The sequence below is a fragment of the Blastocatellia bacterium genome (assembly GCA_016713405.1).
GTDB lineage: Bacteria > Acidobacteriota > Blastocatellia > Chloracidobacteriales > JADJPF01 > JADJPF01.
Genome location: JADJPF010000001.1, coordinates 738572 through 750416 on the forward strand (window position 1 = coordinate 738572; position 11845 = coordinate 750416).

Here is an 11845-nt window from a genome sequence, read left to right on the forward strand (position 1 = left end):
TAGATCTTTAAATATCATATGCTTTTTAAGTATTTGTGCGCAATGCTTCTATAGGTTGCATAGTTGCAGCCCGATAAGAAGGGTAAAGGGCAGCAATACATCCAATGAATACTAAAAATAATAATGAGAAGATAGAGGTTTGCCAAGTGATTATTAATCCAGCAAAACGATCTGGAAGTGGTAAGGTGTTAACTATTTCAGACAAAGTAAAAGCACAAAGAAAACCAAAAAAACCACTAGGAATTGTTAGAAATAAACTTTCTATAAAAAATTGCCAAAGAATATTATTAGAAGTTGCTCCTAATGCCCGACGAATGCCTATTTCTTTGGTGCGTTCTTTTACAGAAATAAGCATTATATTCATTACACCAATACCCCCTAATAACAAAGTTATTATATTTACAGATAAAAAAAACTCTGCCATTTTATCAATAGTACGAGTAAACATAAGTGATACAACAGCCATATTCCAAACGGCTAGTGCTTCAGTGTCATGTGGGTCAAAATTATGTTGTGGGGCCATAATTTGCCTTATTTCATTTTCTAATGGGCCTCTTTCAGAACCTATACTTGAGTCTCCATTATTAAAAGATTTGCTTAATTTTTTAATTACTTCTTGGTGTGGTGAAAGAATAATATAGCTTAAAATACCAGGTTTTCAGTACTTCCTTCAATTGGCAAGTCCCTACGCATAGTTTCAAATGGAATAATTACCCGTTCATCATCATATGACGGGTAGAATACCATTGCTCTTGTTTTTTCTACGCATACTTCCAATTACTTGATAAGGTAAACCATTTAACGCAATTTCACTTCCAATAGGATCTCGATCAGCAAAAAGCTGTTTGCTAATGTTGTAACCCAGAATTGCTACCCGACGACCTTCTTTATTATCCTGTTCTGTAATCAACCGACCTTTTTGTAATTCAACAGTGCGCATTTTTTGGTATATAGGCCATACACCACTTATTTCTATTACGCTATTGTTATACTTGCTTTTTGCTTCAACATCTGTGCGTAAAAGTTCTGGACTAAACTCTTGAAAGATTTTAGAACGCTCTTTGAAAGCATTAATATCTTTTAAGTCAGGATATATATAGCGGCCAGCACGTATTCCACCTGCTTGCATACTAGTACGACCAGGCATTACCACAACTATATTAGTACCTTGTTCAGCAAAAACTGCATTATTACCAACTTGTAAACCTTCACTAACTCCTGAAAGCAATACAATAGAAAACATTCCCCAAATAATACCAAACATTGTTAGTATGCTTCTTAACTTATTAGCAGCAAGGTTAAACCAAATTTGCTCAAGGAACTCTTTCATATAAGTTGCTACCTCCTGCAAAAATTACTGATAAAATTTAAACCCCAACATATTCCAATAAAGTAGAAAAGGGATAAATGCCAAAGTTACTAAAGTAAAAAAACAGAAATATAATCTTTTGCATAGACTGTTATAATCCCAAACTATTTTTGACCATATAGGCAAAGTGATAGTAAGTCCAACAGAAAACAAAGGTATACATAAGATTAAGGTAAAAATTCTGGGTATACTAAAAAGAGCTTCTTCATAATAAACTTGATAGATAAGTAGCCAAGTAATTATAAAGATAAAATTTAGTAAACTAATTAAAAACATTATTATTTGTGCAAAAAACAATTTTTTTACAATATGGGTTTTTCTCAAATACTTTATTAATATTACTAAAAAAATTATAGAAGAAATAAAAAATATAGAAATAAAAAAATAGATTAAACTCATTTGAAATTTAGCTGTTTCATAAAAAGGTAACTTTTCAAGAAACCAATAGCTATAAAATAATGTAGTAATTTGCCCTGATTTATTTTCACGAAAAGCTAAATAATTATCTTCATCAGTTTTTTTAAATACAAAGGGTTCAATTTCAATCCACTTACCTAAAGGCTTTTCTTCAGGTGAATAAAGAGTAATTGTCCCATCCTCATTAGCAGATATTTGATATTGAGATACTAAAGTATCAAGTTTTTGTATTGTAGTATGTGAGTAGCGCAAATTTCGATAACTACCAACAAATTTCTCTACTCTTTTTTGATAATTAATAAGCGGTACTGGATCAGAGGTTTTTATTGGAAAGAAATAATTAAGAAATTCTTGAGTAAAGTTAAGATAAAAGTTATTTTCTGAACAATTATAAACCAGAAAAAAACCTAAATTTTTTTCTGGTATTAAATACATCAAACTTTGAAACCCTTTTAAACGACCATCGTGACGTATAGCTCTTTTATCATTTTTGATAAGATCTCTAAAACCCATAGTATTACCAGCTATTTTTGGATGAGCAGCAAATTGCCTTGTTTGCATAAGCTCTATACTTTGTTGGGAAAGTAATTGCTTATTTTGATAAATTCCTTTTTTCTAGCTGTGCAATCATAAACGGGGCCAAGTCTGTTGCAGTAGTTATTAATCCCATTGATGGAGATTGATTAGTAAAGTAAACATCTTCTTCTTGATATTGGTTGTTTTTGTAAGAATAACCTATAGCCAAATCTTTTTGTGAATCTTTATAATTAAAGCTACTATTTTTCATTTCTAAGAGGTTAAAAATATTTTCCTCAATATAACGCTCAAAAGGCATTCCAGAAACAACTTCTACTAAATAACCCGCCAAAGCATAACCATAATTTGAATAACTAAATATTTCACCAGGAGGATAAACATTTATAGCAGGGTATTTTTGCAAGTAATCTTTTAATGGAGGAACTTCTGATTGTTTATGCGAAAACAGAGCTAAAGAATTATCTTCAAACCCTGCTGTATGAAGTAGTAAGTCTGATACAGTAATTGGTTTTTTAAAATAGCTTTTAACTTGAAAATCTTTAAGATAGTAGTTGACATTTTCTTGAAGATTAAGTTTCTTTTTTTCTACTAATTGCATTATTGCAGTAGCCGTAAATAGCTTAGAAATGGAAGCAATTCGGAAAAGAGTTTTATCAGGATTTACTCCTATATGTTTATCTATATCAGCATAGCCATAGCCCCTGGAAAAAAGAGTTTTCCCGTCTTTTACTATAACAATTGCTACTCCTGGAATATGTTGTTTTTCCATCTGCTCAAGAAAAAACTTATCCAAAAATTGGGCTACTTCTTGTTCGTTTATACTTTCTTCTGATAAAAAAAGCTTTTGGTTTTCTGTATTAGCAAAAACTAAACTGTTTATTAGAACAAGAAAAAAACTTGTCCAAAGAGTAAATATTTTTCTAATGATCATTGAAATTAAAAACTTCCCTCTTAATTTTGTAATAATAGCCATTGTCCTTTTATGATAGTATTATAGATAAAGTCTAAATATTTGTATGACAAAACTGGTAAATTGAGTACAAACCACTTTAATATAACTAAACCAAAAATAGTAAAGAAAGCCAAACTTAGAAATAAATCAAAATTAACATATGGTATAAAATGTATATAGTCTTTTTCTTATCAAGAAGATTATTAGGTATTAATATGCGGTGTTCTTAGACAGATATAGAATAAACCCAAATAAGGACAAAATCTTGGTAAATATGAAAAAAAGTTTTAGGTTTAGAACACTAATTATAGTTTTATTGTTTTTTTCTTTAATTGCATATGGAATTTATCAGTATTTTGACAAAACAAAATATATTGTTGAGATTGATCCTGGACGTTTGGCTACAGTGGAACGTAGTGATATTGCTCGTTCTGTGGTTGCTACAGGTCGTATAGAACCAATTACAAAAGTAGAAATTAAGTCAAAAGCCAATGGCATAATTAAAGAGTTAAAAGTTAAAGTAGGTGATTTAGTTGAATCCAATCAAGTGCTTGCTGAACTTGATAAAGAAAACTTAATTGCTAGAGTACGTGAAAGCCAAGCAGCTTTGATGGCTGCACAATCAGGGTTACGTGCTTCAGAAGCAGAGTATGAAAAAAATAAAGTAGAAGCTGAAAACCCAGAAATTGTTTTTGTAAAACGTGATTTTGAACGTGCCAAAAAATTATTTGCTACAGGTTTAATCCTCAACAAATTTATGATGAATCTCAAAATGCTTTAGAAAAAAGTGGAAAATAAACAAAACGTTGCACGTATGCAATTAAATGTTAGTAAAGCACGAGTTACAGAAGCAGAAGCCGCTGTTGAACAAGCTAAAGCCGCTGTTGAACGTGCAAATGAAGAGCTACAAAATGCAACAATTCGTGCGCCTATAAAAGGTGTTGTCTTATCTAGAGATGTTGAGGTTGGAAGCCCAGTCTCTTCTATTCTTAACCTTGGAGCTTCAGCAACTCTAATAATGGTATTAGGTGATACTAGTGAGGTTTATGTTCGTGGTAAAGTAGATGAGTCTGATATTGGGTTAGTACAATTAAACCAGCCAGCACAAATAAGGGTAGAGTCTTTTAAGGGCAAAGGTTTTGACGGAAAAGTAACTCAAATATCTCCAATGGGCGTAGAAAAAGATAATGTTGTAAGTTTTGAAGTTAGAGTTTCTATAAATAATGATGCAGGTATTTTGCGTACTAATATGACAGCTAATGCAGAAATTATTTTAGAAGAACGCAAATCTACTCTTGTAATACCAGAAAGTGCTATAATTTATGACTTAAGCCGTAATGCTTTTGTAGAAATACCTGACAAAGAGCAAAGTAATGGTAAGAAAAAAATACTTGTAAAACTCGGCATAAATAATGGTAATCGTACAGAAGTTCTTCAAGGGTTAGATGAGCAGCAAAAGTTGTTTTACAATAAAATAGATACAGCAATCCTAAAATAAAAATATATATAGGGATGCAAATAAAAACACTCTAACTTTATACAAATGAAATAGTTACACGCAATTTGAAATTATGTTTTTGTTTGTTTATGAGTCTATTGTTGTTACTGCCTTATTCTAACTTGCAACAAACATCAATAGCTGAATCAGAATTTTTATCAGAAGAAAAAATAAACCTAAAAGAAATACTTAATGGGTATTGGAAGGCCGAAGAAGAAGGTTTAATTATTGGGTTTCAAGATGAAAAATTATCTGTAATTAGGAATGAAAACCTTCAACAAATTGCATCTATTGAGGGATATAAAACAGATGAAGTTATTCTATGTGTAAGAGAAATATAGTTAATTTAGCAGTAAGAATAGAAGGGGAAAAGCTACAAATTAGTTGTTCACAAACAATTCCTTGTAAGGGGCTAAAATTAGGGGATAATTCTCGGTTTCAAAAAATGGATGAAATATCGCAAAGTTTTAAGACCAAAACCATAATTTTAGGAAAAGATGTAAAATTATCAAAAAAGCAAATAATAAAAATACAAAGAGAAATGAAATATCGAGGTAATTTAGAACAAAAAGTACGAAAAAGAAACAACTTGATTTCAAAGAGATAAGTCGAATAGACAGAGACAATACAAATTACTTGATTAAATTAGTAGAAAAATAGGATGGATTGACAGAAAAGGTTTGGACAGGAAACTTCTACAAGCATTTCTTATTGTGCAACATAGTGGAAATGTAGGACTAATGGTGGTAGCACTTCTAAATTAAAAGAAGATGGACAATTAAGTAGTTATGCACTTGTATATGATCGCCTTCAATTAATGATAGGTAAAAAACAGCTTTATGGTTCACAGCTTTCTATTTCTTCAGAAGGCGAAGCAGGTCTAATGCCTTTAGAAGATCCAAATGTAGATAAGTTACGAAAAGAAGTAGGACTAGAACCACTTGCTCAATATATTAAGAATTTTGGTCTTAAAAGTTAAAGTCTTTGATTGGAATTGTGGTAATTGACACTTCAACTAATAATACTACTGAGTGTCAAAAACATCATTATTATATTAAGTAATAATATGATTAAATAATACACAATATTGCCATATTACTATTTAGCTGTAATTGCTGATTTAGCAGCAGCTAAGATAACATCAGGCTTAAGCGAGTTTTGTAGTCTGGATTAACATATTTGGAATTTTATTTTACCTGTTGTATCAGCAATAAAGACAGAAGGTACAGGTAAAATATGATTTTTTCACCAAGCAAACTTTTCTAAAGCAATACCATATTGCTTATAAGATTCTACAGTTGGACTATCAACTTGGAAGAGCTATACTAAAATTTATTGCTGCATTGGCTGAACTATCAGAAAGCAGTAAATAGTTTGATTGTTTTTGCTGGAGTTTCTTGTAGTTTTTCTACTCTATCTGGACTAATAGCAACTAATTGATAACCTAATTCGACTAGTTGGGTTCAATTAAACGTAGTTGTCCTAGCTGCAAGTTACAATAAGGACACCATCCACCACGATAAAAAATAAGATTGTTGGTTTATTTTTTGCTAAATCAATAAGCTAATATCTTTATTTTCAATAATTTTAAAGTTATATCAGGAATGCTAGCACCAATTAGTAATGGGTTAACATTTTTTGGTGAAGTGACAGCAGATTTTTCTATTACTTTATTAGGATTATCAACATTTGATTGTTTAGTAGCTGCTGCACTATTGGTTTGAAAAGTAGTTGCTAAGAGCAACGAAAAGAACAAAGTAGCTAAACTTAAATACACAATGGACTTTTTCATTTTTCCTCTAGTTAAATATAAAAAGAATTTATTTGAAACTTTGCTTAAGATTAGGATTTTCAAAAAATATAAAATTGAATTTGAAATTTTTATTCCCAATTTATTCTTGGCAATTTACTGGTTTAGCAGATAAAGAAGGTAAGATTATAATAAATAAGGGCTAACTAGATATCGTTTATCTAGTTAGCCCTTTGATATTTGATAGTAAATCACAAGTTTACAAAACTTTGTAGTTTAGGTGCTTAAAGCTCAGACTATAACTTATGGTTTAGCAGAATCGGCTTCTGGAGGCATCTATAAAAGAGTCTAGGGCATTCTTAAAAATGCCTTGAGCTAATAGATTTTGGCCTTGTTGAAGTAGGTTTATAGCTTTTGAACTTTTGATTACTACTACAAGTAAAGCTTCAACATCGTTTACCGCTTTAGTAACACGCACTGCCACACCTTGAACAAGAATTTGTTGTAAACTGGTAGTGTTTACGCCTTTATTAGCTGCATTGATTAGGTCTTGATTAGCAGATCTAATTTCTCTTAAACCACGTTCTAAATTCCCAACAGCAATAGATAATTGAGCATTAGTAAGATCTCTGAGTGAATTATTTAAGTTGCTTTGTGCATTGTTAGGAGGCCGTTGCTAATAAAGCTTGAATTTGTTGTTTTGCTGTAGAGATTTGTTGTTTAGGAGATTGCAAATTATTTAATTCATCTTGTACTTGTAATAGCTGAGTTTGGCAAGTTGCAAGCATTTGATTAGCTGTATCTAGCTGATCTTGAAGTCCACTAATTTGCAACTGTTGGTCTTGAATTGTTTGATTAGCTGTATTTAACTGACTCTGAAGCTGGGTATTTGCTGTTTGAAGTTGAGCATTTTGTTGTTAGAGCATTCACTTGATCTTGTAACTGAGTAATCTGATTATTCAGATTGATATAGTTTGATTAGCTGTGTTTAGCTGAGATTGAAGTTGAGTATTTTGTTCTGAGAGTGTTTGATTTGCTTGAGTCAAACTATTTTGAGAGACTATAATTGTGAGTTTTGTTGGGTTAAAGTGCTTATTTGGCTTTGAAGGCTTTGATTTTTTGCAAAGCGGTAGCTAGTTCTTGTTGGCAAGCTTGAGATGAGTTATCAGTTATGGTAATTACGGCTGTACTTGTGTTTCCTAGTGTAGCCCCACCTGTAGGGTTACTAAGAGTAATATTAAATGTTTCATTACTCTCAGTAAGTGAATCAGGTAACAAAGTAATATTGAAAGTCTTAGTTGTTTCACCATTTGCAAAAGTAAGTGTTCCAGAAACAGCATTATAATCAGCACCAGCTATAGCACTACCATTGCTAGTAGAATAATCTATTGTTATAGTGCCGTCACTGCCATTAGTACGTATTACAGTTATGGTTACAGTGCCATCGGTTTCGTTTACTGTATAGGTTGTGTCAGATAATTGTACTGTGTCAGGTGTAGCTATTGCTGTGCATTTACCATTGCTACCTGCATTAAAGATATTAAGTATTTCTTGAGATGTGAGCGCACGATTATAGATAGATGCTTCATCAATAAGACCAGCGAGAGCGAAATACCTTGAGCCAACTATCCAACCAAAATTAATAGTTTTGGTAGTTGAGCCTATAGTAGTTAATGCTGTGTCTTTACCAACAACATTACCGTCTACATAAAGCTTTGCCCCATCAATGGTTGTATCGCCTGTCCATGTTCCAACAATATGATGGAATTGACCATCTGAGACGAAACTACCAAGAATAGTAAAATTATTTATATTGGGCGTACTTTTATAAAAACTAAGAAGTAGTTGACCATTTTCCACAAATAGCCCCATACCAGTTTCATCAGTAGTACCTGTATCAGCCATTATTAATCCATCATTGTCAGTAGTTTTTACCCAACACTCAAAAGTAATACCATTGCTATAGTTAAGTGCCACTGGAGTGCTAGCATCATCATCTACACCATCAAAACTCCAACTCTCGCCAACTTTTCCTTGGACTGTATTGAACTCCATTAAGCAATGTAGCATTTCCTCCCCCAATTATGTCCAGTGAATTATTGTTAGCAGGCCACCAATGAATGAGTCCACTAGGTTGTGTTGCACAAGTTGGGACTGCTGTTGCAATAGTAATAGTAAAAACTTTGTTAGCACTATTATTTTGAGCATCTGTTACTGTTACTGTAAAAGTATAACTACCCGGTGTTGTAGGTGTACCAGTGATTGTGCCAGTTGTAGAAGCAAGAGAAAGCCCTGGTGGTAGACTTCCATTGCTAATAGTGTAATTATATGGAGCCACACCACCTGATACAGTAATAGTTTGATTATAAAGTGTGTTAGCTATTCCTCCAGCTAATGAGTTAATAGGGAAAGTGAGAACCGGCCCGCAAATATTGAGATGAGATGAAACATAGGTTGCATCAAAGCTGGCAATCGCAACATCTAGTTTGCCATCATTATTAAAATCACCAATGGCTGCTGCATGTGGACTAGGACTTGAACCATAAGGGCCAGAATTAGTTAGATTGGCTGTACCTGTGCCAAGATATAGATTGAAATTAAAAGAGTCATTATTAGTATTAATAACGTCGGAAAGCCATCAGCATTTAGGTCAGCAATTGCTACGTAGTTTGGATTACTACCTATATTGCTAGTGTTATTAGTTTACGAAATAAAACCACCTTGACCATTCCCTAATGCTACTGTTATTCCATCATCAATTGATTTAGCCATAGCTATATCAAGCTTCCCATCAAGGTTGAAGTCGGCCATATGCCAACCGCAATAGGCGCACCACTAACACTAATATCAATAGCTGGTGAAAAATTACCTGTAGGTTGTGCTAGCAACACTGATGCAACATTATGAGCACCTTGTACTGTAACTGATCTGGACGACCATCATTATTTAAATCACCTGTGGCGATTGAAAAAGGGGTGCCTGTAACAGCATAGTTAATAGGTGAGGCAAAACTGCCAATACCATCACCATATAATATAGATACATTATTAGAACTACTATTAGCAACAGCTAGATCAAGCTTTCCGTCAAGGTTCAAATCTGTAGTAACTAATGATAAGGGCCAACTACCAGCAGCAAAGTTTGTTGGCAGACTAAATTTTCCTTGTCCATCACCAAGCAATATAGATACATTGTTAGTATTTCTATTTGCTGTAGCAATATCGATATTACCATCACTATTAAAATCCCCAAGTGCTAAAGCAGCAGGGCCTATATCTGTTGGATAGCGTGTTTCAGTACCAAAAGATCCTTGTCCATTACCTAGAAAAATACCAATACTTTGACGATTAAATAACGCAACTACAAGATCAAGGTTGCCATCCTTATTGAAATCTGCTGTTTTGATATCATTAGCACTATTACTAGAAGGAGTTATATAGCTACTACCAAAAAGTTTCTAAATTCACAATCAGGAGAACTTTGTGGCCTTGCATTTACATTTGTTAATGTTAGAAAAGAATGAACATAATCATTAATAGACTGATTGTTACATAATGGAAAAGTTTATTCATAGTTGCACCTCATAATTTGGTTATTTGATGTATTTATACTTACAGATTTATCAATTAAAGCATATTAATTAAATATTTTATGTGCAGGTTATATCAGTATTAGCAAATACTCTAATAAGCTATAATTGACTAAAGCTATATTTGTAAGTATTATTGTCACTAGGATAGGTTGTTATCCGTAGTGGTTCTTCTCTTTAGTTTTGGTTAAAAATTTTGACTTAAATTTTTGTAGTGTTTTGTGTCTCTATATATAGCGTTGGATTTTTGTAGCAGGGACATGGAGCAAAAAAATTTTCCAGTTTATAACTTCTAAAAAACTGCTATTGATATTTATGAACAAAAAAATATGAAGAAGATGTGTCTTTGCTTTTAATAGAATGGGGAAATGGTAATAAGTTGGCTTTTGATAAGTTAATCTCTATTTTATATGAAGAAATAAAAGATATTGCTAGTAGGTACTTTCAAAGTGAAAGGATTAACCATACTTTGCAAGCTACGGCTGTAGTCAATGAGTTATATTTACGGCTAGTTAAAACTCAGGTTAGCTTACATCACCGGCAAGAATTTTACGCATTATCATCTACAATCATTCGTAACATCCTAGTAGACCATGCTCGTAAATTTAGTAGGGTGGGGGGTAAATATAAAATTTCACTAAATGAGCAATTATCCATTGCGAAAGATAAGGATGTTGATTTAGTAGCTTTAGATGATGCCTTAAATGGTTTAGAACAAGTTGATCCATTACAAAAACAATTAGTGGAATTAAAGTATTTTGGTGGTTTTAGTGTAGAAGAACTAGCTGAATACTTAAAAATTTCTCCAAGAAGAGTAAAAGTGAATGGCAATTAGCCAAAGCTTGGCTTTATAGGGAGCTTTCTAAAAATGAGCAATAATTGGAAAAGTGTTAAAGAAGTATTTTTTGCTGTTTTAGAGGAAGAAAATACTAATAGAAAGAATCGTTTTAAAAGAGCTTTGTGCTAATGATGAAACTTTACGTCAAAGAAGTAGAATCTCTATTAGCTGCTCATAGTGAAGCTAATAGTTTTATTGAGAATAAAGCAATTGAAGATGTAGCTCATTTATTTATAGAGCAAGATCAAGTACAATTGCCTAAAAACATAGGAGCATATGAAATAGTAAGAAAAATAGGGCAAGGAGGTATGGGGGTAGTTTACCTAGCAAAACGAGCAGATAAAGAGTATGAAAAAATGTAGCTATAAAAATAGTAAAGCATAAATTTGTAGATGATTTTGTTTCCAAACAATTTCTAAAAAGAGAGGCAAATACTAGCTAATTTAGACCACTCTAATATTGCCAAACTACTAGATGGTGGAAGAACAGAAGAAGGCTTACCTTATTTAGTAATGGAGTACCTAGAAGGCGAAACTATTAATAGTTATTGTGATAACATAAGCTAACCAAAAAGAAAGGTTAAAATTATTTCGCCAAGTATGCTCTGCTGTACAATATGCTCATCAAAGATTAATTATTCATCGTGATATTAAGCCTAGTAATATTTTAGTCACCAAAGAAGGAATCCCTAAACTATTAGATTTTGGTATTGCTAAACTCTTTAACTCAGAAATATCTCAAGATAATCCTACTTTCACTGATGTTAGAGCTTTAACGCCTTATTATGCTAGCCCTGAACAGATTCAAGGCAAACCTACAGATATTACTACAGATATTTACTCTTTAGGTGTTGTACTTTATGAGTTACTCACAGGACATAGACCTTATAATGTAT

Annotated in this window: 17 protein-coding genes and 2 pseudogenes; 8 read left to right on the top strand and 11 right to left on the bottom strand. The window is 32.4% G+C overall.

Annotation, left to right across the window (positions count from 1 at the left end; all coding sequences use genetic code 11):
- Positions 1-25: 25 nt before the first annotated feature.
- The 4 genes from IPK14_03115 to IPK14_03130 all read right to left on the bottom strand — a co-directional run bounded on the left by IPK14_03115 (position 26) and on the right by IPK14_03130 (position 3254).
- The gene (locus tag IPK14_03115) at positions 26-523 is read right to left on the bottom strand and encodes an FtsX-like permease family protein (protein MBK7992423.1); all 498 of its coding nucleotides are present in this window, start codon (positions 521-523) and stop codon (positions 26-28) included.
- Between the two features lie 201 nt (positions 524-724).
- Positions 725-1330 carry an ABC transporter permease gene (locus IPK14_03120; GenBank protein ID MBK7992424.1) on the bottom strand — a complete coding sequence of 202 codons (606 nt, stop codon included), beginning with the start codon at positions 1328-1330 and terminating at the stop codon, positions 725-727.
- 24 nt (positions 1331-1354) lie between these two features.
- Positions 1355-2347, bottom strand: a complete 993-nt coding sequence (locus IPK14_03125) for a hypothetical protein (GenBank protein MBK7992425.1) — start codon at positions 2345-2347, stop codon at positions 1355-1357.
- 31 nt (positions 2348-2378) lie between these two features.
- A complete protein-coding gene (locus IPK14_03130) occupies positions 2379-3254 on the bottom strand; it encodes a beta-lactamase family protein (protein MBK7992426.1) in 876 nt (291 codons plus the stop codon).
- A 295-nt stretch (positions 3255-3549) separates the two neighbouring features.
- Here IPK14_03130 and IPK14_03135 point away from each other — a divergent pair, with 295 nt between their 5' ends.
- The 5 genes from IPK14_03135 to IPK14_03155 all read left to right on the top strand — a co-directional run bounded on the left by IPK14_03135 (position 3550) and on the right by IPK14_03155 (position 5752).
- Complete coding sequence (locus IPK14_03135; GenBank protein ID MBK7992427.1) at positions 3550-4056, top strand: efflux RND transporter periplasmic adaptor subunit; 507 nt, start codon at positions 3550-3552, stop codon at positions 4054-4056.
- Between the two features lie 6 nt (positions 4057-4062).
- Entirely contained in the window at positions 4063-4773 is a 711-nt protein-coding gene (locus IPK14_03140) for an efflux RND transporter periplasmic adaptor subunit (protein ID MBK7992428.1), read from the top strand.
- A gap of 89 nt (positions 4774-4862) precedes the next feature.
- Positions 4863-5114, top strand: coding sequence for a hypothetical protein (locus tag IPK14_03145; protein MBK7992429.1), 252 nt, complete (start codon positions 4863-4865; stop codon positions 5112-5114).
- Entirely contained in the window at positions 5096-5380 is a 285-nt protein-coding gene (locus IPK14_03150; GenBank protein MBK7992430.1) for a hypothetical protein, read from the top strand. Before IPK14_03145 ends, IPK14_03150 begins: the two co-directional genes overlap by 19 nt.
- Before the next feature lie 210 nt (positions 5381-5590).
- Positions 5591-5752, top strand: a complete 162-nt coding sequence (locus IPK14_03155) for a hypothetical protein (GenBank protein ID MBK7992431.1) — start codon at positions 5591-5593, stop codon at positions 5750-5752.
- A gap of 576 nt (positions 5753-6328) precedes the next feature.
- Here IPK14_03155 and IPK14_03160 read toward each other — a convergent pair.
- The 7 genes and pseudogenes from IPK14_03160 to IPK14_03190 form a co-directional block, all read right to left on the bottom strand.
- The gene (locus IPK14_03160) at positions 6329-6565 is read right to left on the bottom strand and encodes a hypothetical protein (GenBank protein ID MBK7992432.1); all 237 of its coding nucleotides are present in this window, start codon (positions 6563-6565) and stop codon (positions 6329-6331) included.
- 268 nt (positions 6566-6833) lie between these two features.
- Positions 6834-7001 (bottom strand): hypothetical protein, encoded by a 168-nt coding sequence (locus IPK14_03165; protein ID MBK7992433.1) that lies wholly within the window; start codon positions 6999-7001, stop codon positions 6834-6836.
- 184 nt (positions 7002-7185) lie between these two features.
- Positions 7186-7356, bottom strand: a complete 171-nt coding sequence (locus IPK14_03170) for a hypothetical protein (protein MBK7992434.1) — start codon at positions 7354-7356, stop codon at positions 7186-7188.
- A gap of 259 nt (positions 7357-7615) precedes the next feature.
- Positions 7616-8578 carry a hypothetical protein gene (locus tag IPK14_03175; protein ID MBK7992435.1) on the bottom strand — a complete coding sequence of 321 codons (963 nt, stop codon included), beginning with the start codon at positions 8576-8578 and terminating at the stop codon, positions 7616-7618.
- A complete protein-coding gene (locus tag IPK14_03180) occupies positions 8529-8861 on the bottom strand; it encodes a putative Ig domain-containing protein (GenBank protein ID MBK7992436.1) in 333 nt (110 codons plus the stop codon). Before IPK14_03180 ends, IPK14_03175 begins: the two co-directional genes overlap by 50 nt.
- Before the next feature lie 135 nt (positions 8862-8996).
- Positions 8997-9146 (bottom strand): annotated as a pseudogene (locus IPK14_03185) (VCBS repeat-containing protein).
- A gap of 258 nt (positions 9147-9404) precedes the next feature.
- Positions 9405-9959 (bottom strand): VCBS repeat-containing protein, encoded by a 555-nt coding sequence (locus IPK14_03190; GenBank protein ID MBK7992437.1) that lies wholly within the window; start codon positions 9957-9959, stop codon positions 9405-9407.
- Between the two features lie 493 nt (positions 9960-10452).
- On the opposite strand from IPK14_03190, the gene IPK14_03195 reads away from it, so the two are divergent.
- The 3 genes and pseudogenes from IPK14_03195 (at position 10453) to IPK14_03205 (ending at position 11845) form a co-directional block, all read left to right on the top strand.
- Complete coding sequence (locus tag IPK14_03195; protein ID MBK7992438.1) at positions 10453-10947, top strand: sigma-70 family RNA polymerase sigma factor; 495 nt, start codon at positions 10453-10455, stop codon at positions 10945-10947.
- Positions 10948-11078: 131 nt separating this feature from the next.
- Positions 11079-11312 carry a hypothetical protein gene (locus IPK14_03200; GenBank protein ID MBK7992439.1) on the top strand — a complete coding sequence of 78 codons (234 nt, stop codon included), beginning with the start codon at positions 11079-11081 and terminating at the stop codon, positions 11310-11312.
- 208 nt (positions 11313-11520) lie between these two features.
- Positions 11521-11845 (top strand): annotated as a pseudogene (locus IPK14_03205) (serine/threonine protein kinase).